Raw genomic sequence first — 21,571 nt, forward strand, 5'->3', positions numbered from 1 at the left:
ATGACGACACTCGCCAGCGGCACCGACACACTCACCCGCGACGCCCTGACGGTCCTCCAGCCCGGCTTCACCGGCACCACCGCCCCCGACTGGCTGCTGCGCCGCCTCGGTGAGGGACTCGCCTCCGTCGGGCTCTTCGGCCGCAACATCGCCTCCTCCGGCCAACTCGCCGCCCTCACCGCACAGCTGCGGGCCGAGCGCGACGACGTCCTCGTCGCCATCGACGAGGAGGGCGGCGACGTGACCCGCCTGGAGGTGCGCAACGGCTCCTCCTTCCCGGGCAACCACGCCCTCGGCGCGATCGACGACGTGGAGCTGACCCAGCAGGTCGCCCACGAACTGGGCCGGCGCCTTGCCGCGTGCGGCGTCAACCTCAACTGGGCCCCGTCCGCCGACGTCAACTCCGACCCGCGCAACCCGGTCATCGGCGTCCGCTCCTTCGGCGCCGACACCGGCCTGGCCGCCCGGCACACGGCTGCCTATGTGACCGGCCTGCAATCCGCCGGGGTCGCCGCCTGCACCAAGCACTTCCCGGGCCACGGCGACACGGCCGTCGACTCCCACCACGCCCTGCCGCGCATCGACGTCTCCGCCGGCGTGCTGGCCGAACGCGAACTGGCCCCCTTCCGCGCCGCCATCGCCGCCGGCACCCGGGCCGTCATGAGCGCCCACATCCTCGTCCCCGCCCTGGACCCAGACCGTCCCGCCACCCTCTCGCACCGCATCCTCACCGGCCTGCTGCGCGACGAACTGGGCTACGCCGGCCTCATCGTCACCGACGGCATGGAGATGCACGCCATCGCCGGCACCTACGGCATCGAACGCGGCAGCGTCCTCGCCATCGCCGCGGGCGCCGACGCGATCTGCGTGGGCGGCGGCCTCGCTGACGACGCGACCGTGCTGCGCCTGCGGGACGCCCTGGTCTCGGCCGTGCGCGCGGGCGAACTCCCGGAGGGGCGCCTCGCCGAGGCCGCCGACCGGGTACGGGCCCTCGCCCGCTGGGCGGGCACGGCAGGGCGCCCGGCCGAGGACACCCACGGCACCGAGATCGGCCTGCATGCCGCCCGCCGCGCCCTCACCGTGACGGCCGCGCCCGGCCTCGGCGATCCCGCGACGTTCAAGCCCCTCACCGAACCGCCCTACGTCGCCGCCCTCACCCCCGTCGCCAACATCGCGGTCGGCGACGAGACGCCATGGGGCATCGCCGCCGAGCTCATCCACCTCCTGCCCGGCACTGTGACCGGCAGCTTCTCCGCCGGGGACGGCCCGGAGAGCGAGGCCGGGGAGAACGCCGGCCGCGCGGCCCTCCAGGCCGCCGGACCGCGCCGCATCGTGGCCGTCGTCCGCGACGAACACCGCCACCCCTGGATGGCCTCCGCCCTCGACGCCCTGCTGGCCGCCCGCCCCGACACCGTCGTCGTCGAGATGGGTGTCCCGCAGGCCGCCCCGCGCGGCGCCCTGCACATCGCCACCCACGGCGCGGCCCGCGTCTGCGGCCGGGCGGCGGCCGAGGTGATCGCCGGAGCCATGGGCCGCTGAACCCGCTGAGTACCTCTTCGATGAGCTGGGTTGTAAGCCTGCGACCACATGTAGTACTCCTTATACATGAGCGAGCAGGTGCACAACAGGCTGGCCGTGGTGCGCGCCGAACACAAGGTGTCGCGCCAGAGCCTGGCCGAGGCAGTGGGGGCCCACTACCAGACCATCGGCTACATCGAGCGGGGGCAGTACAACCCGAGCCTCGACCTGGCGCTGAAGATCGCGAAGTTCTTCGGTCTGCCGGTCGAGGCCCTGTTCTCCCTCGAACCGTTCCGGCCGCTCACGGACGAGGTCTACGGGAGGAAACAGCCATGACGACGACACGCCTGACCCGCTACGACCGGAGCATGCTGCGGCTGATGAACGACCGCCGCGCAGCGGCCTGGCACGCCACGGCAGCACGCCGCCGCGTGGCCGTTGCCGCCCATGTCACCCTCACCCTGGCCATCGGCGGTCTGATGACCCACATGTTCCTCGCCGAGGGCGAACCGCTGTGGGCCGTGGCCGTGATGGCGGTGCTGCTGTTGCCCTGGATGGTCGCGACCGGCGTGATCAACAGCGCCACCCGGGGCCTGCTGGAACTGCGCGAACACGTCCTGGACGAGCGCCAGTCGGCAGAACGCAGCCGCGTCCTGGCCCGGGCCCACCGCGTGACGACGCTGCTCCTCGCGGCCACGGCGGTCACCCTGCTGATCACGGGCGGTGTCGCCGGAGACGCCCCGAAGGCCTACGCGGCGCCCCTGCTCATCGCCGTCCTCGTCGTCCACTGGGTGATGCCCCTGTGGGTGGCCGGCTGGCGCGCCCAGGACGAGCCGGCCGACGACGACGTACTGGAGCCCGGGGCGCTGGGCCGCTAGCCCCCTGTCACTCGGGTCGGGCGACCGGGGGAGCGTCGGTGCTGTCCCGGGCCCGCCGGAGGTCTCAGATGCCCTGCCACTCCGGCTTGTTGGCGTAGGTGTGCCGGAAGTAGTCCGCCAGCTTCAGCTTCGACGCGGCGGCCTCGTCCACGACGACGGTCGCATGCGGGTGGAGCTGGAGCGCGGACGCGGGGCACACCGCGGCGATCGGCCCTTCCACCGTCGCCGCGACCGCGTCAGCCTTGCCCTCACCGGTGGCGAGCAGCACCAGGTGCCGGGCCTCCAGGATGGTGCCGATGCCCTGCGTGATCACGTGGTGCGGCACCTGGCCGATGTCACCGCCGAAGAAGCGCGCGTTGTCGATCCGGGTCTGCTCCGTCAGCGTCTTGATCCGCGTCCGTGAAGCCAGCGACGAGCACGGCTCGTTGAACCCTATGTGCCCGTCGGTCCCGATCCCGAGCAGCTGAAGGTCCACACCCCCGGCGTCCGACAGCGCCTTGTCATACGCCTCGCACGCCCCCTGTACGTCCTCCGCCGTGCCGTCCGGGCCCGTGAACTGGTCCATCCCGATCCCGAGCGGCTCAAGTACCTCGCGCCGCAGCACCGAGCGGTACGACTCCGGATGATCGGCGGGCAGCCCCACGTACTCGTCGAGCTGCGCGATCCGCGCCTGCCCGACGTCCACGGCACCGGAGCGGACCTTCGCCGCCAGTGCCTCGTACACGGGCAGCGGCGTCGAGCCGGTGGCCACGCCGAGCAGGGCGCCGGGCTTGCGGCCAAGCAGCTTGGCCATGGCCTCGGCGATGAGCTCGCCGCCGGCCTCGGCGTCCGGAACGATGACAACTTCCACGCTGGCCTGCCGATCTGAGAGGAGTGCTCAACTGGGACCGGACCCGGAGGGGGTCGTGTGGTTTAGACCAATCTAACAGAGCGGTCCCATCCCTCCCAGGGTGAGCACCGCCGCTCCCGCACGGGCAGCGCCGGCGTGCCGACCAGGTCGCCAGGGGGTGAACTTTGCCTGTCCGTGGATGGTGTGGGTGGTGGGTCTGGGGGTGAGTCTGCGGCTCCGTGGATGGTGTGGGTGGTGGACCAAGGGGTGACTTTGCGGCGGTTGATGGTGTGGGCGGTGGGTCAGGGGCCCCTGCCGCTCCGCGCAAGGTGCGGGATATGGGTTCGAGGCCCCCTGGTGGGCGTTGCCCGGCCCGGGGGAGTGGAATGGGGTCTGCAGCAGCACGGCCCGCTCCTGGAAGGACCCGCCCATGACCGCCCCCACACCGGACCCCCTCAGCGAGCTCCCGGGCCGGACCATGGCCCGTGAGATGGCAGAGCAGCCCGCCGTCCTGCGCCGGATCCTGTCCGAAGGCGCCCCCGCCATCCAGGACGTCGCCCGGCGGATCGCGGCCCGCGCGCCCCGCTTCGTGCTGCTGACCGCCCGCGGCACCTCCGACAACGCCGCCCTGTACGCCAAGTACCTCCTGGAGATCCGGCTCGGCCTGCCTTGCGGACTCACCTCGATGTCCACCACCACGGCCTACGGCGCACGGCCCGACCTCACCGACGTCCTCGTCGTCACCGTCAGCCAGTCCGGCGGCTCCCCGGACCTGGTCGCCTCCACCCGGGCCGCCCGCGAGGCCGGTGCGGTCACGCTGGCCGTCACCAACAACCCGGACTCACCGCTCGCCGGCGTCTCCGAGTACCACATCGACATCATGGCCGGGCCGGAGAAGGCTCTCCCCGCGACCAAGACCTACACCGCCTCCCTTCTCGCTCTCTACCTCTTCGTCGAGGGCCTGCGCGGCGGCGACGGCGCGCCCGCGCAGGTGCTCCCGGATCTCGCCGAGCAGTTGCTCGCCCGGCAGGACGAGGTGCGCACTCTCGCCGCCCGCTACCGCTTCGCCGAGCGCATGGTGATCACGTCCCGCGGCTACGGCTACCCCACGGCCAAGGAGGCGGCCCTCAAGCTGATGGAGACCAGCTACATCCCCGCTCTCTCCTACTCCGGCGCGGACCTGCTGCACGGACCGCTCGCCATGGTCGACAACGTCTCCCCGGTCATCGCGGTGGTCACCGACGGCAAGGGCGGCGAAGCGCTCCAGCCCGTCCTGGACCGGTTGCGCGGCCGCGGTGCCGACCTCGTCGTCATCGGCCCCAGGCATCAGGTGGAGCGGGCGTCGGCCGGCTTCGTCCTGCCCACGGACGGCGTGGCCGAGGAGGTCCAGCCCCTGCTGGAGATCATCCCGCTCCAGCTCCTGGCCTACGAAGTCACCATCGCCCGGGGGCAGGACCCGGACGCGCCCCGGGCGCTGGCGAAGGTGACGGAGACTCGCTGAGGGAGGGAGCCTCGGGCATCACCCTGGGCGTCACCGCGGGCGGGGTGGACCGGCATCAGGGGCACTGTGGCCCGGGCATCACGGTCGCTGCGGCATTGGGCTGTCCCCCTGAGGGCGCCGGCCTGCACAGTCACTGCTGCCTGGCTATGTGAGCGAACCTCCCGTCACATCCACCCAGCTGCCCGTCACCCACCGCCCCCCGTCCGACACCAGGAACGCCACCACGTCGGCGACCTCGGCGGGTTCGCCCACGCCGCCCAGCGCCGATATCGCGGCGGCCTTCGCCCAGCCGTCGGGGCTGCCGTGCAGCAGGGCTGCCGTGTTGTCGGTGTCGATGATCCCCGGGGCCACCGAGTTCACCGTGATGCCCCGGCTCCCCAGCACCTTGGACAGGTCGCGTGAGAAGACGTCCAGCGCGCCCTTCGTCATCGCGTACGCCATGTTGTCCGGCATCACCGCCGTCCGGGCCAGCCCCGACGAGATGTTGACGACCCGGCCACCGTCCCGCAGACGGGTCATGCCGTGCTTGAGGATGAAGAACGGCGCCTTCACATTCACCGCGAAGGCCTTGTCGTACTCACGCTCCTCCAGCTCCCGGATCGGCCGCGTGTTGCCGATCGCCGCGTTGTTCACGAGGATGTCCAGACCGTCCGCATGCCGGTCGAACTCCTCCCACAGCGCCTGGGCGTCCCCCGGTACCCCCAGCTCCACGCCCATCGCGAACGCCGAGCCCCCGGCCCTCTCGATCGCTGCGACCGTCTCCTTCGCCGCCGTCTCGTTCCTGCCGTAGTGCACCGCCACCCGGGCGCCGTCGCGCCCCAGCCGTTCGGCGATTCCCCGCCCGATGCCCCTGCTCGCCCCCGTGACGAGTGCCGTCCTGCCCGTGAGCACGCCCATGGCGACGCCCCCTCCTCATTTTCTAGTGGTCGCTACAGAAATGACCGTACAGCAGCCCCGGGTCATTTCTCTAGTGCCCGCTATAAAATGCACCCCATGGTGAACGACGACGGAACCGCGAAGGCCCGGACAGGGCCTGACGCCGCGAGTGCGGAAGCCGCCGGAGGCGGCAGGGCCAGGACCAAGTCCCGCGGCCGCCCCCGCTCCTTCGATCGCGAGACCGCGCTGGAGAAGGCCCTCCTCGCCTTCTGGGAGCACGGCTACGAGGCCACGTCCGTCTCCGACCTCACCCGCGTCATGGACATCGGGGCCCCCAGCCTGTACGCGGCCTTCGGTGACAAGCGGTCCCTCTTCGAAGAGGTCGTCCGCATGTACGGCACGAGATACGGATCCTTCACCGAGCGCGCCCTCGCCGAGGAGCCCACCGCGCGGGCCGCCGTCGAGCGGGCCCTGCGCGAGGCCGCCACCGCGTACACGGAACCCGGCCACCCGCACGGCTGCCTCGTCGTCCACGCCGCCACGAACTGCTCGACCCCCGAGGTGGAGGAGTCGCTGCGCGGCCGCCGCAACGCCAACATCGCCGCGTTCGAGAGCCGCATCAGGGCCGATGTCGCCGCCGGTGTGCTGCCGCCGGCCACCGACGCCGCCGCCCTGGCCCGGCACACCGGAGCGATGATCCAGGGCATGTCACAACAGGCACGCGACGGGGCGAGCCGGGAGGAACTGGAGGCGGTCGCGGAAATTGCCCTGTCCATCTGGCCCCGCACAGGAACACACACGGGTTAGGCTGCCTGCTGGACGACAGTGCGTCCGACGCCGTCGCAGAAATGACAACAACGAACAGCCTCCAACGCATGGACACCCGTAAGTGGTCTAGTCCACAATGCGTAACGAGAGCGCGTGTGCAACGCGCACCAGCCTCCGTCTTCCCCGCACAGGAAGGCGGACCGAGGAACCGAGGCTCTCTGCCCTGACTGCCCCGGCTCCTCATCCTCGGCCGACCGGGACCGCACACCCCACGGCCGATGCTGCTCCGGGCTGCGGTGCCGGGAGGGTTGAGGGTCCCTCTCAGGCGCCGCGGCCCGCGGGTGTTTCAGGGCCGTACGAACCCCCGGGTACGCTCGCACACGTGCCCTCCATGAACGAACTCGTACGCCAGCACACCGCCCTCGACGACACCGATCTCGAGTGGCTGCACCTGCTGGTCTCGGAGTGGCAGCTGCTCTCCGACCTCTCCTTCGCCGACCTGGTCCTGTGGGTCCCCACCAGCGACGGCACCCGGTACGTCTCGGTCGCCCAGATGCGCCCCAACACCGGCCCGACCTCGTACCAGGACGACATGGTGGGCCACCTCGTCCCGCGCGGCCGCCGGCCGATGCTGGACGCCGCCCTCGACGAAGGCCGCATCGTGCGCGAGGGCGACCCGGAGTGGCGCGAGGAGGTCCCCGTCCGGGTCGAGTCGATCCCCGTACGGCGGGAGGGGCGCGTCCTCGGTGTCATCGCGCGCAACACCAACCTCCTCACCGTGCGCACCCCGAGCCGCCTGGAGCTCACCTATCTGCAGAGCGCCTCCGACCTCGCGCAGATGATCGCGGCCGGGTCCTTCCCGTTCGCGAACCAGCAGCTCGACATGGATGCCTCGCCCCGCGTGGGCGACGGCCTGATCCGGCTCGATGCCGATGCCATCGTCCAGTACGCCTCCCCGAACGCCCTGTCCGCCTACCACCGGCTCGGCCTCGCCTCCGACCTCGTCGGCCAGCACCTGGGCAAGACCACCGCCGAACTCGCCCCGACCCGGGGCCCGGTGGACGAGGCGCTCGCCAAGGTCGCCAGCGGCTGGGCGCCGCGCGAGTTCGAGATCGAGGCCAGTGACGGGGTCATCCAGTTCCGCGCGATCCCGCTCAAGCCCAAGGGAACCCGCATCGGTTCCCTCGTCCTGCTCCGTGACGTCACCGAACTGCGTCGGCGAGAGCGCGAGTTGATCACCAAGGACGCGACGATCCGGGAGATCCACCACCGAGTCAAGAACAACCTCCAGACGGTGGCGGCGCTGCTCCGCCTCCAGGCGCGGCGCATCGAGTCCGACCGTGGGCGCGAGGCCCTCGAAGAGGCGGTGCGGCGCGTCGGATCGATTGCGATCGTGCACGAGACGCTCTCCCAGAACCTGGACGAGCGGGTGGAGTTCGACGACATCGCCGACCGTGTGCTGGCCATGGTCGCGGAGATCTCCCCGGGCAAGGTCGCCGGCCGGCGCACCGGTCGCTTCGGCATTCTCGACGCCGAGGTCGCCACGCCGCTGTCGATGGTGCTGACCGAGGTGCTGCAGAACGCGCTCGAGCACGGTTTTCGTGAGGGCGACACCGGCACGGTCGAGGTCTCGGCGGTCCGGGGCGGCACGAGCAAGGAGGCCCGGCTGCTGGTCACGGTCCAGGACGACGGGGTCGGCCTGCCGGAAGGGTTCGATCCGCACACCGCCGGTAACCTCGGCCTGCAGATCGTGCGGACCCTGGTGGAGGGGGAGTTGGGCGGCACCTTCGACATGGTCCCGGCCCCGGAGCGTGGCACCCGCGTGATCCTCGACATCCCGGTGCGGTCCCAGAAGTAGCGGAACGCGGAACCCGAAAGCTCGGAACAGGAACAGGGGCCGGAAAAGCAATGAGCCCCGGGCCACCAAGTGGTCCGGGGCTAAAGCTCGTTGCTGCTTTACTAAGCGCATCGGGGGAACTGCGCGCTGCGGCTCGGGGGCGGGAGATGCGTACGCGCTGTACGCGCCGCCAAGCTCAGGCTGTCAGCAGGGGTGGGTTGTCAGGCGGAGGCCTGACGGGCCCGGTTGCGGGCGGCGCGGCGCTTCATGGCACGGCGCTCGTCCTCGCTGAGACCACCCCAGACGCCGGAGTCCTGGCCGGACTCGAGCGCCCACTGCAGACACTGCTCGATCACCGGGCAGCGACGGCAGACGGCCTTGGCTTCCTCGATCTGCAGCAGCGCAGGACCGGTGTTGCCGATGGGGAAGAAGAGCTCGGGGTCTTCCTCGCGGCAAACGGCGTTGTGACGCCAGTCCATGGCTGCTACCTCTCCTTGGTATTACGTGCAGGTGCTTGTGAATGTGAACGCTTTCACGAATCCCTCAACAAGTGAAGGGCCGACCGTCAGGTTCCCTGACGAAGGTCCTGTGAGTTGGAGAGGGGTTCTGGTGATCAGTGGAGGCCGGTCTTGCGGGCCGTCCCGATCGCCACGTAGAGACTCGCAAACCTCAGCGGCGGATACAACCCCTTCTGGAAAGTTTTTTTTGATTCTTCGGTGTCGACTAGGTCACAGCCGTACTTCCATGGGGTGGATCCTGGCCTAAACGTTCGAGTGAAAGGACTTTAGCCAGTTCTGCTCACACAATCACACGCAGTGCACGGCGTACGCCTGTGAACGTCACGCTAGTCCGCAGCCCCAGGTGGTCACCGTCCATCTGGAGGGGGAGCGGGACCTTCGAATGCAAGGTGAACTCTGTCAAGTCGTGCAGAGAAGTGGCGTGCTTGCCATGGGGTCCACGCTCGGGGGACGAAGTGAGCAACTGGGTGCCATACCGGGCAACAGCCGCGGTGGACAGGCGGCTGAGACCGAAGAGATCGAGGCCGGTATCGAACGAGGCTTTAGGCGCCGCGTAGATCGGGCGATTCCCCAGAAACGTCCATGGCGAGGTGTTCGAGACTATGGACAGCACCAGATCGGTGACCGGATCCTCGCCGGCCCGCTCCAGCGTGATCGTCCCGTTGCGGCGGTTCGGTTCGCCGAGGAGCTGGCGCATGACCTGGCGGACGTAAAGAGCGTGTGTGGATTTCCGGCCGCGCTCGCGATGCTGCTCCACACGACCCACCACACCGGCGTCGAAGCCGAGCCCGGCGTTGAAGGTGAACCAGCGGGACGGCACCGCCTCGTCCTCCGTGCCCGGCGTGCCCGAGGTCAGTCCGAGACCGACGGTCCGTTCGCTGCCGTCGCGCAGGGCGTCCAGCAGGGCCCCGGTGGCCTCCACTGCGTCGTTGGGCAGACCCAGGGCGCGGGCGAAGACGTTGGTGGAGCCGCCCGGGACCACGGCGAGGCCGGGCAGCTGCTCCGGGGCGGGGCCGGCGTGCAGCAGGCCGTTGACCACTTCGTTGACCGTGCCGTCGCCGCCGAGGGCCACCACCAGGTCGATGTCGTCGCTGTCCGCCGCCTGCCGGCCCAGGTCGCGGGCGTGACCGCGGTACTCGGTGGTGACCGCCTCCAGCTTCATCTCGCTGGCGAGCGCATGGATCAGCACGTCGCGTGTGCGCGCACTCGTAGTGGTTGCCGCCGGATTGACCACAAGAAGTGCACGCATGACTGGCAGCGTACCTACTGGGTGGTACCGGGCCCATACCGAGGTAGGGATCAGGTAAGAGAGCGGAGGTGAACCGCGCCCCGGGGGGCGTGTACGACGGGGGCTACCCTTCAGGGGTGAGCAGCGAGCAGACCCCCACCACCGAGGAAACCACCGGCCCCCGCCCCCGGCGTCTGACGTACGCCGCGCTGCTGGCCGCACTGGAGGGGCTCGCGCTGGTCGTCGGAGGCGTCTGGATCCTCGTCCTCGGCCTCACGGGCCATCCGGACGACCGGCAGCAGGCCGTGACCGGCGGGATCACGCTGGCCGTGCTCGCACTGCTGCCACTGCTCGCCGCGCGCGGGCTGCTCGGCCGCCGTAGCTGGAGCCGCGGCCCGGCTGTCATCACCCAGCTCATGGCGCTGCCGGTGGCCTACAACCTTCTGCAGGCCGACAGCATGGCCATTCCGGCCGGGATCGCCCTCGCCGTCGTGGCCGTCGCGTCGCTCGTCCTGCTGGTGAACCCCGAGACGACCCGGGCCCTCGGGATCCGCGGGCCCGGCAATCCCGGCAACCTGGAGAAGTAGCCGTCACTCCTCGACGAGGAGCTTCTCCCGCAGCTGCGCCAGCGTGCGCGCCAGCAGCCGGGAGACGTGCATCTGCGAGATGCCGACCTCCTGCGCGATCTGCGACTGGGTCATGTTGCCGAAGAACCGCAGCAGCAGAATCCGCTTCTCGCGCGGCGGGAGATCCTCCAGCAGCGGCTTGAGGGACTCCCGGTACTCCACGCCCTCCAGTGCCTCGTCCTCCGCGCCGAGGGTGTCCGCGACCGCGGGGGACTCGTCGTCGGTGTCGGGGACGTCCAGGGACAGCGTGGAGTAAGCGTTGGCGGACTCCAGGCCCTCCAGGACCTCCTCCTCCGAGATCGCCAGCTTCTCGGCGAGCTCGTGGACCGTGGGAGAGCGGCCGTGCAGCTGTGAGAGCTCGGCCGTGGCCGTGGTCAGCGCCAGGCGCAGCTCCTGCAGCCGGCGCGGCACGCGCACCGCCCAGCCCTTGTCGCGGAAATGGCGCTTGATCTCGCCGACGACCGTCGGGGTCGCGTACGTCGAGAACTCCACGCCGCGGTCCGGGTCGAATCGGTCGACCGACTTGATGAGGCCGATGGTGGCGACCTGGGTGAGGTCGTCCAGCGGCTCCCCGCGGTTGCGGAAACGGCGCGCGAGGTGCTCCACCAGCGGCAGGTGCATCCGGACCAGCTGGTTGCGCAGCTCCGCGTACTCGGGGCTGCCGCTGCTCAGGGTGCGCAGTTTGAGGAACATCTCGCGCGCGCCGCTGCGGTCCGGAGAGCCGTGCTGCGCACCTGATGCGTGGTGTGTGCGCCGCGCCTGATCCTCGGAGTCTCGCTCGTGCTCGCTCATCGTCCCGCCCGTCGCCCTTCCCCGAGCCCTCGCCTCCCCCGTCACTCTCGACTCCTCGTGAGTGGGGGGACCCCCCTGGGCCGGGGATGCGGTGATCCCCGCGCCCGGAGGCGCGCTCCGCACGACACCGTCCCTGTCGGGCCGCCCGCCGCCCGGGGGGACGGCCTCCGTGGAGTCGTCCTCGGGATGCGGGCGGGCCTGCTCGGGGATGCCGTCGATGCCGTCCGCCATGCGCCGGGCGCCGCTCGGGCCGCTCGTGCCCGTGCCCCCGGCCGGCAGCTCTCGTGTGCCGCGCTCTTCGTCCCGCACCGGCCCGTCCTCGCTCCTCACGCCGGCCCGGGTCCCGCGCCGCGCTGTTTGTAGAGGCTGATCGAAACGGTTTTGTCCTTGTCCACGGCAGAGGAGACCTTGCCCGCGAGAGCGGACAGGACCGTCCAGGCGAAGGTGTCCCGTGACGGGGCATGGCCGTCCGTGGTGGGCGCCGAGACGGTGACCTCGAGTGAGTCGTCGACGAGGCGGAAGACACAGCTGAGCACCGAGCCGGGCACGGCCTGCTGAAGCAGGATCGCGCAGGCCTCGTCCACCGCGATGCGCAAATCCTCGATCTCGTCGAGGGTGAAGTCCAAACGGGCCGCGAGACCGGCCGTGGCCGTACGCAGCACCGACAGGTAGGCACCCGCGGCCGGCAGCCGGACTTCCACGAAGTCCTGGGTCGCGGGCTCGCCTGCGATCTGGGACACCCTCACCTCCATGGTGGTACAAGCGTTTCAGGGCCGAGGGTCGCCCCCCGGGGGTAACGCGATACGTGGTTCAGCGGTGACGCTATCGCGCTCTTGACGGTCCTGTCCCCGGGACCCCAACCCCTTGTCGTCACTCACAGTAAACCTGTGAATACGCTCCGTGTCTAGGGGTTGGGCGGGCCCAAATGGGAAGAGCGCGCGCCGGGTTGACGTACCCAGACGTCAGACGGTCGAACCGTCCGGCGCCGGGGTCCTGTCGCGTCACACCAGGACATGGTCGACGAAGCACCAACGCCAGGTCTCCCCGGGCTCGTGGGTCCGCATCACGGGGTGACCGGACTCCTTATGATGCTCCGCCGCGTGCCGTCCCGGCGAGGAGTCGCAGCAGCCGACGTGACCGCAGCTGAGGCACAGCCGTAGTTGCACCGGATCCATGCCCTCCGCCAAGCACTCCGGACACGTCTCGCTGAGCGGGCCGGGTTCGGGGTGCGGCAGCGCGTCGGCGTGCGTGCACTGTTTCATGATTGCCAGGTTACGACGGTCGGGCGGAAGACCGCGTCGAAAAATGAGGGCGGGCGAGAACTATGGGCGTGATGCCACTGCTGCTGCTCGTAGCGGGCAGTGCCGCGATCGCCGCGGCGGCGCGGCGTACCCCGGTGCCGGCGCCGCTGCTGCTGGTGGCCGTGGGGCTGGCGGTCAGCTACGTCCCCGGGGTGCCCGACTACACGCTCGACCCGCACATCGTGCTGCCGCTCATCCTGCCCCCGCTGCTGCACACGGCCGCGACCGAGAGTTCCTACCTCGACCTGCGGGCGCAGCTGAGGCCCGTCGCCATGCTGTCCGTCGGGTACGTGCTGTTCGCGACCTTCGTGGTCGGCTGGGCCCTCTACGTGATCGTGCCGGACATGCCGCTGACCGCGGCCCTGGTCTTCGGCGCGGTGGTGGCGCCTCCGGACGCGGTCGCGGCGACGGCGGTGGCCCGGCGGGTGGGGCTGCCTTCGCGGATCACGACGATCCTCCAGGGCGAGTCCCTGCTGAACGACGCGACCGCGATCACCGCCTACCGGGTGGCCCTGGCCGCCGCCGTCGGCGAGGGCGCGACCTGGGCCGGGGGCATCGGCGAGTTCCTGCTCGCGGCGATCGGCGGCGTCGTGGTGGGCCTGCTGCTGATGGCGCCGATCCACTGGCTGCGCACGCACGTGAAGGAGGCGCTGCTGCAGAACACGCTCTCCCTGCTGATCCCCTTCGTCGCGTACGCCGTCGCCGAGCAGGTGCACGCCTCCGGGGTCCTCGCGGTCGTGGTCGTGGCGCTCTACCTGGGGCACCGCGCGTGGGAGGTCGATTTCGCCACGCGTCTGCAGGAGGAGGCGGTCTGGAAGATGGTCGCCTTCGTCTTGGAGTCGGCGGTGTTCGCGCTGATCGGACTGCAGCTCCCGGTGGTTCTCCAGGGCCTCGGGGAGTACGAGGGCGTCGAGGCGGCCTGGTACGCGGTCGCCGTCTTCCTGGTCGTCGTCGCGGCCCGGTTCGTCTGGGTCTACCCGGCCACCTTCCTGCCGCGGCTGCTGTCGGCCCGGGTTCGGGAACGGGAGCAGAACCCGACCTGGAAGGGGCCGTTCGTCATCGCGTGGGCCGGGATGCGGGGCGTGGTCTCCCTGGCCATCGCCTTCTCGATCCCGCTCACCCTGCACGACGGTGAGGAGCCCTTCCCGCAGCGCAACCTCATCCTCTTCCTGACGTTCACGACGGTCATCGGGACCCTGGTCGTGCAGGGTCTGACGCTGCCGCCGCTGATCCGGCTGCTGAAGTTCCCCGGGCGGGACGCGCAGACCGAGACGCTCGCCGAGGCCAACGCCCAGGCGCAGGCGTCCCGGGCCGCGGAACAGCGCCTGGACGAGCTCCTCGCCGACGAGCGCAACACCCTGCCCGCCCCGCTCGCCGACCGGCTGCGCACCGTCCTGGAGCGCCGTCGCAATGCCGTCTGGGAGCGGCTCGGGCAGACCAACCCGATCACCGGGGAGTCCGTCGACGACACCTACCGACGGCTGACGCGCGAGATGATCAGCGCCGAGCGCGAGGTGTTCGTCAAACTCCGGGACGGCCGCTACATCGACGACGAGATGCTGCGGACCCTGCTGCGCAGACTGGACCTGGAGGAGGCGGCGGCCTTCCGGGAGGCGGCGTGACGAGGAAGCGGTACCTCCGGGGGAGGAGTACCTCAGGGCGAACGGAGCGCCACCTCAGGTGGAGGAGTACCTCCGTGGGGTCGGAGCCGCGCCTCAGGAGAACGGAGCCGCACCTCAGGAGAAGGGGCGGCCGGTGACCACGGCCGCCACCGCCGTCCCGCGCGGGAAGGCGCCCTCACCGGCCAGGGTGACCAGCCCGTACAGCAGCTTGGCGACATAGAGCCGTTCGACGGGCAGGCCGTGCCGTTGCTCGAAGTCCGCCGCGAAGGTGTCGAGCTCTGCGGGCACGCGCGCGTAGCCGCCGAAATGGAAACGGTCGTCCAGGCTCCAGGTGCCGCGCCGGCCACCGAAGGCCGCACGCTGCAGGGCTTCCGTCTCGGCGGTCAGGAAGCCGCCCCTGAGCACCGGCACGCCCAGGGCGCGCTGGCCGGGAGCGAGACCGGAGGCCAGTCCCGCGAGCGTGCCGCCGGTGCCGCAGGCCACGGCGACGGCCTCGGCGTGCCCGCGCAGCTCGGCGCCGAGCGCCCGGCAGCCCCGCACGGCCTCGGCGTTGCTGCCGCCCTCGGGGACGACGTAGGCCTCCTCGGCGTCCGCCGCTCGCAGGATGCCGGCCAGGACGGGCGGCTCGGACTTGCGGCGGTACGTCGCCCTGTCGACGAAGTGCAGCCGCATGCCGTCGGCCGTGCAGCGGGCCAGCGAGGGGTTGAGGGGCCGGCCGGCCAGTTCGTCGCCGCGCACGACACCGACCGTGGGGATGCCGAGAAGCCGGCCTGCCGCCGCAGTGGCGCGCAGATGGTTGGACCAGGACCCGCCGAAGGTGACGACGGTCCGGCCGGCCGCCGCTGTCAGGTTCGGCGCGAGCTTGCGCCACTTGTTGCCGATCAGCTCCGGATGGATCAGATCGTCCCGCTTCAGCAGCAGCCGCACGCCCCAGCGCTCGAACCGGCCGTCCACGACCTCCTGCAACGGCGAGGGGAGCCGGGGGTGCAGCGCGGCGAGTATGGGGGTGTCGGGGCTGGTCACCGGGCCATTGTCACCCGGGAGTGTGAGAGAGGGGCTCGGGGGCTGACGGGGGCTCTGGGGCCGGACACCCTCACCCCGGTCGCGGACGCGAGTGCCTGCGAACGCCGTGACGGGCCCCCTCTGCCCAACTGTACAAAGATCCATTCCCGCTCTTTCGTGTAATAGCACCGCGACGTGGAGTGAGGAAGGCTTGCTCGTGCACATCGATGCCCGGGGCGTATGGGCGTCGGTCACAACCGGGAGGGCAGTTCTCTATGTCGGTAGGCGAAGAGGTCCGCACGGAGCAGACCAAGCCGCAGCAGAGTCTCGGCACGGCGGCCGCGCGGAACCTGGCCACCACGACCAAGTCCGTGCCACAGATGCAGGAGATCAGCTCCCGCTGGCTGCTGCGGATGCTGCCGTGGGTCGACATCCAGGGTGGTACGTACCGGGTGAACCGGCGTCTGACGTTCGCCGTGGGCGACGGCCGGCTGACGTTCGTGAAGACCGGTGACCGCGTCGAGATCATCCCCGCCGAGCTGGGCGAACTGCCGGCGTTGCGGTCGTACGAGGACGAGGAGGTGCTCTTCGAGATCGCCCGCCGCTGCGAGCAGCGGGAGATCCCGGCGGGCGATGTCATCGCCTCGTTCGGCAGTCCGTCCGACGAGGTGTACCTCCTGGCGCACGGCAGGGTGGAGAAGGTCGGTACGGGACCGTACGGGGAGGACGAGTCCCTCGGAGTCCTCGCCGACGGTGCCTACTTCGGAGACGACGCGCTGCTGAACGAGGACGCGATCTGGGAGTACACCGCCCGCGCCCTCACCGCGTGCACCGTGCTCGTGCTGCCCCGCCAGGAGTTCGAGCAGATCGCGGAGCGCTCGGACACCCTGCGCGAACACCTCCAGCACCGCCGCTCCATCCCCTCGCAGCGCTCCAACAAGTACGGCGAGAAGGAGATCGACCTCTCCTCCGGTCACTCCGGCGAGCCGGACATCCCGCACACCTTCGTCGACTACGAGGCCCGGCCCCGTGAGTACGAACTGAGCGTCGCCCAGACCGTGCTGCGCATCCACACGCGCGTGGCCGACCTCTACAACCAGCCCATGAACCAGACCGAGCAGCAGATCCGGCTGACGGTCGAGGCGCTGAAGGAGCGCCAGGAGCACGAGCTCATCAACAACCGCGACTTCGGGCTCCTGCACAACTGCGAGTACGACCAGCGGATCCAGCCGCACGACGGCGTGCCCGGGCCGGACGACCTGGACGAGCTGCTCAGCAGGCGCCGCGGCACCAAGATGCTCCTCGCCCATCCGCGCGCCATCGCCGCGTTCGGCCGCGAACTCAACAAGCGCGGGCTGGTCCCGGAGACCATCGACATGGCCGGCAACCGCATCCCGACCTGGCGCGGTGTGCCGATCTACCCGTGCAACAAGATCCCGGTCTCGGACGCCCGTACGACGTCCATCATCGCGCTGCGTACCGGCGAGGCCGACCAGGGCGTCATCGGTCTGCGCGCCTCCGGCATCCCCGACGAGATCGAGCCGAGCCTGTCGGTCCGCTTCATGGGCATCAACGAACAGGCCATCATCAAATACCTGGTCACGGCCTACTACTCGGCCGCGGTCCTGGTACCGGACGCGCTCGGCGTCCTGGAGAACGTCGAGATCGGCCGCTGGCGGTGACGCTCCCGGCACGCCGGCCGTGTCCCCGCCCGTCCGGGCGGGTACACCCTCGGGGTACGAGCCCAGCGGCAGCGGAAGCGCCACCGTCCGCTCATTCTCCGAGGCGGTCCCATGGGTGAGTCCTCCACGAAGTCCAGGAAGGGGACGACGCTGCCCGCCCGCGGTGGGCAGGGCGGCGCCGAACCCCGGGCGTCGGCCGGGGCTCCGGAAAGGCAGGGGGGCATCGGGACACAGAGGGACGGCGGGCCGGAACCGGCCGAAGGGCACGAGGCGGTCATGCTGCTGGAGCGGGCCCGGGCGGAGGTCGACCCGGTGCTGCGGGCCGCGCTCGGCTCGCTGCCGGGGCCGATGCGCCGGGTCGCGCTCCACCACTTCGGCTGGGAGCAGGGCGACGGCACCTCGGCGGACGGGGGCTCCGGCAAGGCGATCCGGCCGGCGCTGGTCCTCGCCGCGGCGGCGGCCCTCGGCGGGTCCGAGGCGCGGGCGGGGGCGGCTCGGGCGGCCGCCGCGGTGGAGCTGGTGCACAACTTCACGCTGCTGCACGACGACGTGATGGACCGGGACACCACCCGCCGCCATCGCCCCACCGCGTGGACGGTGTTCGGCGACGCCGACGCCATCCTCGCCGGGGACACCCTGCAGGCGCTGGCCCTGCGGCTGCTCGCCCAGGATCCGCACCCGGCCTCCCAGGCCGCCGCCGCCCGGCTCGCGGACTGCGTGGTGGAACTGTGTGCGGGCCAGCACGCGGACACGGCCATGGAGCGGCACGCCCCCGGCGACGTCACGCTCGACGACGTGCTCGCCATGGCGGAGGCCAAGACGGGCGCCCTGATCGGGAGTGCGTGCGCGATCGGCGGGCTGTACGCGGGTGCCTCGGAGGAGGAAGTGGCGGCGCTGGACGCGTTCGGCAGAGAGGCCGGGCTCGCCTTCCAGCTCATCGACGACGTCATCGGCATATGGGGCGACCCGCGCCGCACGGGCAAGCCCGCCGGTGCCGACCTGGCCGTACGGAAGAAGTCGCTGCCGGTGGTGGCGGCCCTCGCCTCCGGTACACCGGAGGCGGCCGAACTCGCCGAACTGTACGCACGAACCAGCGAGAAGGAGGACCTGGACGACATCGCCGTGACCGTGGAGCGCGCGGGCGGCCGTGACTGGGCGCAGGGCCAGGCGGCCGACCGGATGGCCCGGGCGATGCAGCAGCTGGCCCGGGCGGTCCCGGACCCGGAGGCGGCGGGCGGTCTGCTCGCCCTCGCCGAGTTCGTGACGCGGCGCAGCAGTTGAGGGGTCGCAACGGTTTGGCGGGCCGCGGCTGTGGCCGGCCGCCGCAGTTGACGGGCCGCAGCTATGACGGGCCGCCACAGTTGATGGGCCACAGCAGTGGATGGCACCGGCAGCGAGCGGTCCGTCGGCAACGGCAGAGGACCGACCGCACCAGCAACGCCCCTTCGGGTGACCGAAGGGCAGAGCCCCGGAGCGTCGGGGCCGTGCGGCTCCTGACCCCGCACGGCCGTCGGCATCCGGTCGGCGGGTCCCGCACTGCCCCACGGTGTGCGGGACCCGCCACCTCCCCGCTTCCGTCGAGTTTGGGCAAACGTTCGATCGAATCCCGCCAAGATCCTGCCCGCACCCCTCCGTGAGGGCCAACCCCCCTACGATCAACGCCCGTCGGGACGAGTGAAGGGGCGCGGCATGGGTGTGGCCATCCGGACGGCTGGCGAAGAGGACAGGGAGCTGATCGTCCGGCTTCTGGACGAAGCGTTCCAGGACGACCCCGTGAGCGGCTGGGTCTTCCCCGGCGCGGAGGACCGTCGTGCCAAGCACCCTCGGCTCATGGCCGCCTTCACCGACATCGTGCTCGCGGCCGGCCGCATAGACGTCACCGAGGACGGCTCGGCCTGCGCGCTGTGGCTCTCCATGCCCGCCGAGGAAGGCCACGACGACGCGGAGGACGAAGGGCCGGCCCAGGTGCGGGAGGCCGTCGACCCGGACAACGAGCGCGTCGAGCGCATCGGACGGCTGATGGCTGCCGTCCATCCCACGGGGCGGGCCCACGAGTACCTGTGGATGATCGGTGTGGCCCCCGGCCGCCAGGACGAGGGCCTCGGCACCGCGCTCATCGAGACCGTCCTCGACCGCTGCGACCGCGAGGGGCTGCCCGCCTACCTGGAGGCCAGCAACGCCCGCAGTCGCCACCTGTACGAGCGCCTGGGCTTCGAGCCGGCCGGCCCGGCCCTCGACCTGCCGGACGGCCCGTCGATGTGGCCGATGTGGCGGGAGCCCAGGCCCCACCGGCCCGCCTAGGCCATACGGCGAGAGCGGTACCTGCCGTGCGCCGCCGAGCAGCTGATTCCTCCGGTGTCTTCTCCGGGCAGACGACGCGACCTCACGGACGTCCGTCCTGGGTTTCGGCCGTCCCGGCCCCCGGGCCGACCGCGTGTACGAGGCCGGCAACCCGGGCGGCGCCGGTGCGCACGTTCGGCAACGGCGCGCGCTGGTGTGCACGTACAGCGGTGTGCACGTACAGCAGGGAGCGCTGAGCCCACGACCGGCCTACTCTGAGGACATGGGCAGCGAAGGACAGGTCTGTCCCGACTGCGGACAGCCAGTGGAAACGGTCGTCCGGCGTCACAAGACGCTGGGTACCTGGGTCCCGCGCTGGGTGGCGGGCCCGTGCCGCAACCCCGAGTGCGGGGCCTACGCGGCGGAGGGCGCCGACAGCGGCCACACCGCCGAGGGCCACCGGCCCGGGCCGGCCCCCGCGGCCCCCGGCGAAACAGCCCCGCCCGCCACGATCCCGCCCGAACCGGCTCCCGGAGACACCGCCGCCAAAAACTCCTGAGCCCGTGTCGAGATACGCGGCCCGGCTCCGACGTCCCTTGTGAAGAGCCGCCCAGCGGGGCGGTGAGAGCCGAAGGAGCGGACTGATGAAGTACCTGGTCATGGTGCAGGGCACTCAGGCGGACTACGAAGCCATGCGCGGCAAGGCGTCGGCGCACTCCCCGGCCTGGAGCGAGGAGGAGCTGCAGACGATGTTCGCCTACATGGGCGCCATCAACGACGATCTGGCCGAGACGGGCGAGCTCGTCGACGGGCAGGGCCTGGCCGAGCCGGCGCAGACCCGGCACGTCACCCTCGGCGGCGACGGCAAGGCCGTGATCACCGACGGCCCCTACGGCGAGACCAAGGAGCTGCTGGCCGGCTACTGGGTCCTGGAGTGCGAGAGCCTGGAGCGGGTCACGGAGATCGCCGACCGTGTCGCCCGCTGCCCCCAGCCGGCCGGCGCCCCCGACTACCCCGTCGTGATCCGCCCGATCATGGACGGTTCCGGGGACATCTGACGAACCGGGACGACGCCGACGGACACACGGGTGAGGAACGCACCGGAGATCGAGGACCTGCTGCGCCGCGACGCGCCGCAGGTCCTCGGTGCGCTGGTCAGACGGTACGGGCACTTCGACGCCGCCGAGGACGCCGTACAGGAGGCGCTGCTCGCGGCAGCCGGGCAGTGGCCCGAAGCGGGTGTGCCCGGCAATCCGCGGGGCTGGCTGATCAAGGTCGCCTCGCGGCGGCTCACCGACGCGCTGCGCAGTGATCAGGCCCGGCGGCAGCGCGAGGAGCGGGCGGCCGCACTCACGCCCCGGGACGCCTTCACGGCGCCGCCACCGGGGGAGCGTGCGCCTCGTGAGGACGACACGCTCTCGCTGCTGTTCCTGTGCTGCCATCCGGACCTGTCGCCGCCCGCGCAGATCGCGCTCACGCTGCGTGCCGTGGGCGGTCTGACCACGGCGGAGATCGCGCGAGCCTGCCTGGTCCCGGAGGCGACGATGGCCCAGCGCGTCAGCCGGGCCAAGCAGAAGGTGCGGGGTGTGCGCTTCGGCCGGCCGGACCGCTGGGAGCAGCGGCTGCCGTCCGTGCTGCAGACGCTCTACCTGATCTTCAACGAGGGCTACACCGCCACGTCCGGCGCCGCGCTCCAGCGCCGCGACCTCGCGGGGGAGGCCGTACGGCTGACCCGCACGGTCCACCGGCTGTTGCCCGGCGACTGCGAGGTGGCCGGTCTGCTCGCGCTGATGCTGCTGACCGACGCCCGGCGCGACGCGCGAAGCGGTCCGCGCGGCGAGCTGATCCCCCTCGACGAACAGGACCGCGGCCGCTGGGACCGGGCGGCGATCGAGGAGGGCGTCGCGCTGGTCACCCGGGCCCTGTCCCGGGGCCGCCCCGGGCCGTTCCAGCTGCGGGCCGCGATCGCGGCCGTGCACGACGAGGCGTCCTCGCCCGAGTCGACCGACTGGGCCGAGATCCTGGGCCTGTACGACGTCCTCGTCAGTCTGGTCCCCGGCCCGGTCGAACGCCTCAACCGCGCGGTCGCCGTCGCCATGGTCCACGGCCCGCGCGCGGGGCTGGCCGAAGTGGACGCCCTTGAGGGCGAGGTGAAGGGGCACCGCCTGGACGCCGTGCGCGGTCATCTGCTGGAGCGGGTGGGCGAGCCGGAAGCCGCCCGCGCCGCCTACGAGTCGGCGGCCGCACAGACCCTCAGCCTCCCTGAGCAGCGCTACCTGCGGGCCCGGGCGGCGCGGTTGACCGACTAGCGTG

General features: G+C 71.4%; 22 protein-coding genes. 14 read left to right on the forward strand and 8 right to left on the reverse strand.

What is annotated here, in order from left to right; genetic code table 11:
- The 3 genes from RFN52_RS27015 (at window position 1) to RFN52_RS27025 (ending at window position 2,396) form a co-directional block, all read left to right on the forward strand.
- Entirely contained in the window at window positions 1-1,539 is a 1,539-nt protein-coding gene (locus RFN52_RS27015; protein ID WP_184849838.1) for a glycoside hydrolase family 3 protein, read from the forward strand.
- 66 nt (window positions 1,540-1,605) lie between these two features.
- The gene (locus RFN52_RS27020; RefSeq protein WP_062929004.1) at window positions 1,606-1,854 is read left to right on the forward strand and encodes a helix-turn-helix transcriptional regulator; all 249 of its coding nucleotides are present in this window, start codon (window positions 1,606-1,608) and stop codon (window positions 1,852-1,854) included.
- Entirely contained in the window at window positions 1,851-2,396 is a 546-nt protein-coding gene (locus RFN52_RS27025) for a hypothetical protein (RefSeq protein WP_184849840.1), read from the forward strand. Before RFN52_RS27020 ends, RFN52_RS27025 begins: the two co-directional genes overlap by 4 nt.
- A 64-nt stretch (window positions 2,397-2,460) precedes the next feature.
- On the opposite strand, the gene nagB is transcribed toward RFN52_RS27025, so the two are convergent.
- A complete protein-coding gene (gene nagB / locus RFN52_RS27030) occupies window positions 2,461-3,246 on the reverse strand; it encodes a glucosamine-6-phosphate deaminase (RefSeq protein WP_184849842.1) in 786 nt (261 codons plus the stop codon).
- Window positions 3,247-3,655: 409 nt separating this feature from the next.
- Here nagB and RFN52_RS27035 point away from each other — a divergent pair, with 409 nt between their 5' ends.
- The gene (locus tag RFN52_RS27035; RefSeq protein ID WP_184849844.1) at window positions 3,656-4,726 is read left to right on the forward strand and encodes an SIS domain-containing protein; all 1,071 of its coding nucleotides are present in this window, start codon (window positions 3,656-3,658) and stop codon (window positions 4,724-4,726) included.
- 144 nt (window positions 4,727-4,870) lie between these two features.
- Here RFN52_RS27035 and RFN52_RS27040 read toward each other — a convergent pair whose 3' ends face one another.
- A complete protein-coding gene (locus RFN52_RS27040) occupies window positions 4,871-5,623 on the reverse strand; it encodes an SDR family oxidoreductase (protein ID WP_184849846.1) in 753 nt (250 codons plus the stop codon).
- Between the two features lie 96 nt (window positions 5,624-5,719).
- Between RFN52_RS27040 and RFN52_RS27045 the strand changes: the two genes are divergently transcribed.
- Both RFN52_RS27045 and RFN52_RS27050 read left to right on the forward strand, forming a co-directional pair.
- On the forward strand, window positions 5,720-6,409 hold the full coding sequence (locus RFN52_RS27045; RefSeq protein ID WP_184849849.1) for a TetR/AcrR family transcriptional regulator: 690 nt from the start codon (window positions 5,720-5,722) through the stop codon (window positions 6,407-6,409).
- Window positions 6,410-6,761: 352 nt separating this feature from the next.
- A complete protein-coding gene (locus tag RFN52_RS27050; protein WP_184854050.1) occupies window positions 6,762-8,228 on the forward strand; it encodes a sensor histidine kinase in 1,467 nt (488 codons plus the stop codon).
- A gap of 200 nt (window positions 8,229-8,428) precedes the next feature.
- Here RFN52_RS27050 and RFN52_RS27055 read toward each other — a convergent pair whose 3' ends face one another.
- Together RFN52_RS27055 and RFN52_RS27060 are read right to left on the reverse strand one after the other, a co-directional pair.
- Window positions 8,429-8,686, reverse strand: coding sequence for a WhiB family transcriptional regulator (locus tag RFN52_RS27055; RefSeq protein WP_003992873.1), 258 nt, complete (start codon window positions 8,684-8,686; stop codon window positions 8,429-8,431).
- 319 nt (window positions 8,687-9,005) lie between these two features.
- Window positions 9,006-9,974, reverse strand: coding sequence for a diacylglycerol/lipid kinase family protein (locus RFN52_RS27060; RefSeq protein ID WP_184849851.1), 969 nt, complete (start codon window positions 9,972-9,974; stop codon window positions 9,006-9,008).
- A gap of 116 nt (window positions 9,975-10,090) precedes the next feature.
- Here RFN52_RS27060 and RFN52_RS27065 point away from each other — a divergent pair, with 116 nt between their 5' ends.
- On the forward strand, window positions 10,091-10,540 hold the full coding sequence (locus RFN52_RS27065) for a hypothetical protein (RefSeq protein WP_184849853.1): 450 nt from the start codon (window positions 10,091-10,093) through the stop codon (window positions 10,538-10,540).
- Between the two features lie 3 nt (window positions 10,541-10,543).
- Here the strand turns inward: RFN52_RS27065 and RFN52_RS27070 are convergent, their stop codons facing one another.
- The 3 genes from RFN52_RS27070 to RFN52_RS27080 all read right to left on the reverse strand — a co-directional run bounded on the left by RFN52_RS27070 (window position 10,544) and on the right by RFN52_RS27080 (window position 12,633).
- Window positions 10,544-11,680, reverse strand: coding sequence for an RNA polymerase sigma factor SigF (locus RFN52_RS27070; protein ID WP_184849855.1), 1,137 nt, complete (start codon window positions 11,678-11,680; stop codon window positions 10,544-10,546).
- A 17-nt stretch (window positions 11,681-11,697) separates the two neighbouring features.
- Window positions 11,698-12,111, reverse strand: a complete 414-nt coding sequence (locus RFN52_RS27075) for an ATP-binding protein (protein WP_003992877.1) — start codon at window positions 12,109-12,111, stop codon at window positions 11,698-11,700.
- 261 nt (window positions 12,112-12,372) lie between these two features.
- The gene (locus RFN52_RS27080; protein ID WP_053672413.1) at window positions 12,373-12,633 is read right to left on the reverse strand and encodes a UBP-type zinc finger domain-containing protein; all 261 of its coding nucleotides are present in this window, start codon (window positions 12,631-12,633) and stop codon (window positions 12,373-12,375) included.
- Between the two features lie 62 nt (window positions 12,634-12,695).
- Here RFN52_RS27080 and RFN52_RS27085 point away from each other — a divergent pair, with 62 nt between their 5' ends.
- The gene (locus RFN52_RS27085) at window positions 12,696-14,294 is read left to right on the forward strand and encodes a Na+/H+ antiporter (RefSeq protein WP_184849857.1); all 1,599 of its coding nucleotides are present in this window, start codon (window positions 12,696-12,698) and stop codon (window positions 14,292-14,294) included.
- A gap of 114 nt (window positions 14,295-14,408) precedes the next feature.
- Here the strand turns inward: RFN52_RS27085 and RFN52_RS27090 are convergent, their stop codons facing one another.
- Window positions 14,409-15,317 (reverse strand): 1-aminocyclopropane-1-carboxylate deaminase/D-cysteine desulfhydrase, encoded by a 909-nt coding sequence (locus tag RFN52_RS27090; protein WP_311241065.1) that lies wholly within the window; start codon window positions 15,315-15,317, stop codon window positions 14,409-14,411.
- A 254-nt stretch (window positions 15,318-15,571) separates the two neighbouring features.
- Between RFN52_RS27090 and RFN52_RS27095 the strand changes: the two genes are divergently transcribed.
- The 6 genes from RFN52_RS27095 to RFN52_RS27120 all read left to right on the forward strand — a co-directional run bounded on the left by RFN52_RS27095 (window position 15,572) and on the right by RFN52_RS27120 (window position 21,567).
- Window positions 15,572-16,978 carry a family 2B encapsulin nanocompartment shell protein gene (locus RFN52_RS27095; RefSeq protein ID WP_184849860.1) on the forward strand — a complete coding sequence of 469 codons (1,407 nt, stop codon included), beginning with the start codon at window positions 15,572-15,574 and terminating at the stop codon, window positions 16,976-16,978.
- 111 nt (window positions 16,979-17,089) lie between these two features.
- Window positions 17,090-18,259 carry a family 2 encapsulin nanocompartment cargo protein polyprenyl transferase gene (locus RFN52_RS27100; protein WP_184849862.1) on the forward strand — a complete coding sequence of 390 codons (1,170 nt, stop codon included), beginning with the start codon at window positions 17,090-17,092 and terminating at the stop codon, window positions 18,257-18,259.
- A 408-nt stretch (window positions 18,260-18,667) separates the two neighbouring features.
- Window positions 18,668-19,279, forward strand: a complete 612-nt coding sequence (locus RFN52_RS27105) for a GNAT family N-acetyltransferase (protein WP_184849864.1) — start codon at window positions 18,668-18,670, stop codon at window positions 19,277-19,279.
- Between the two features lie 262 nt (window positions 19,280-19,541).
- On the forward strand, window positions 19,542-19,817 hold the full coding sequence (locus RFN52_RS27110) for a hypothetical protein (RefSeq protein WP_184849866.1): 276 nt from the start codon (window positions 19,542-19,544) through the stop codon (window positions 19,815-19,817).
- Window positions 19,818-19,902: 85 nt separating this feature from the next.
- Window positions 19,903-20,316: a YciI family protein gene (locus RFN52_RS27115; RefSeq protein WP_184849868.1), complete on the forward strand. Its 414-nt coding sequence runs from the start codon at window positions 19,903-19,905 to the stop codon at window positions 20,314-20,316.
- 30 nt (window positions 20,317-20,346) lie between these two features.
- Complete coding sequence (locus RFN52_RS27120) at window positions 20,347-21,567, forward strand: RNA polymerase sigma factor (RefSeq protein ID WP_184849870.1); 1,221 nt, start codon at window positions 20,347-20,349, stop codon at window positions 21,565-21,567.
- Window positions 21,568-21,571 lie beyond the last annotated feature (4 nt).

Origin of the sequence: Streptomyces collinus (assembly GCF_031348265.1) — a bacterium.
In the GTDB taxonomy this organism is placed as follows: Bacteria; Actinomycetota; Actinomycetes; order Streptomycetales; family Streptomycetaceae; genus Streptomyces; species Streptomyces collinus.

What these genes read in the sequence shown, in the direction of transcription:
- RFN52_RS27055 (WP_003992873.1), bottom strand. Translation starts at nt 8,686, where the DNA reads ATGGACTGGCGTCACAACGCCGTTTGCCGCGAGGAAGACCCCGAGCTC.
- RFN52_RS27035 (WP_184849844.1), top strand. Translation starts at nt 3,656, where the DNA reads ATGACCGCCCCCACACCGGACCCCCTCAGCGAGCTCCCGGGCCGGACC.
- RFN52_RS27025 (WP_184849840.1), top strand. Translation starts at nt 1,851, where the DNA reads ATGACGACGACACGCCTGACCCGCTACGACCGGAGCATGCTGCGGCTG.
- RFN52_RS27060 (WP_184849851.1), bottom strand. Translation starts at nt 9,974, where the DNA reads ATGCGTGCACTTCTTGTGGTCAATCCGGCGGCAACCACTACGAGTGCG.
- RFN52_RS27100 (WP_184849862.1), top strand. Translation starts at nt 17,090, where the DNA reads ATGGGTGAGTCCTCCACGAAGTCCAGGAAGGGGACGACGCTGCCCGCC.
- RFN52_RS27095 (WP_184849860.1), top strand. Translation starts at nt 15,572, where the DNA reads ATGTCGGTAGGCGAAGAGGTCCGCACGGAGCAGACCAAGCCGCAGCAG.
- RFN52_RS27110 (WP_184849866.1), top strand. Translation starts at nt 19,542, where the DNA reads ATGGGCAGCGAAGGACAGGTCTGTCCCGACTGCGGACAGCCAGTGGAA.
- RFN52_RS27015 (WP_184849838.1), top strand. Translation starts at nt 1, where the DNA reads ATGACGACACTCGCCAGCGGCACCGACACACTCACCCGCGACGCCCTG.
- RFN52_RS27050 (WP_184854050.1), top strand. Translation starts at nt 6,762, where the DNA reads ATGAACGAACTCGTACGCCAGCACACCGCCCTCGACGACACCGATCTC.
- RFN52_RS27105 (WP_184849864.1), top strand. Translation starts at nt 18,668, where the DNA reads ATGGGTGTGGCCATCCGGACGGCTGGCGAAGAGGACAGGGAGCTGATC.
- RFN52_RS27020 (WP_062929004.1), top strand. Translation starts at nt 1,606, where the DNA reads ATGAGCGAGCAGGTGCACAACAGGCTGGCCGTGGTGCGCGCCGAACAC.
- RFN52_RS27045 (WP_184849849.1), top strand. Translation starts at nt 5,720, where the DNA reads ATGGTGAACGACGACGGAACCGCGAAGGCCCGGACAGGGCCTGACGCC.
- RFN52_RS27085 (WP_184849857.1), top strand. Translation starts at nt 12,696, where the DNA reads ATGGGCGTGATGCCACTGCTGCTGCTCGTAGCGGGCAGTGCCGCGATC.
- RFN52_RS27040 (WP_184849846.1), bottom strand. Translation starts at nt 5,623, where the DNA reads ATGGGCGTGCTCACGGGCAGGACGGCACTCGTCACGGGGGCGAGCAGG.
- RFN52_RS27115 (WP_184849868.1), top strand. Translation starts at nt 19,903, where the DNA reads ATGAAGTACCTGGTCATGGTGCAGGGCACTCAGGCGGACTACGAAGCC.
- RFN52_RS27080 (WP_053672413.1), bottom strand. Translation starts at nt 12,633, where the DNA reads ATGAAACAGTGCACGCACGCCGACGCGCTGCCGCACCCCGAACCCGGC.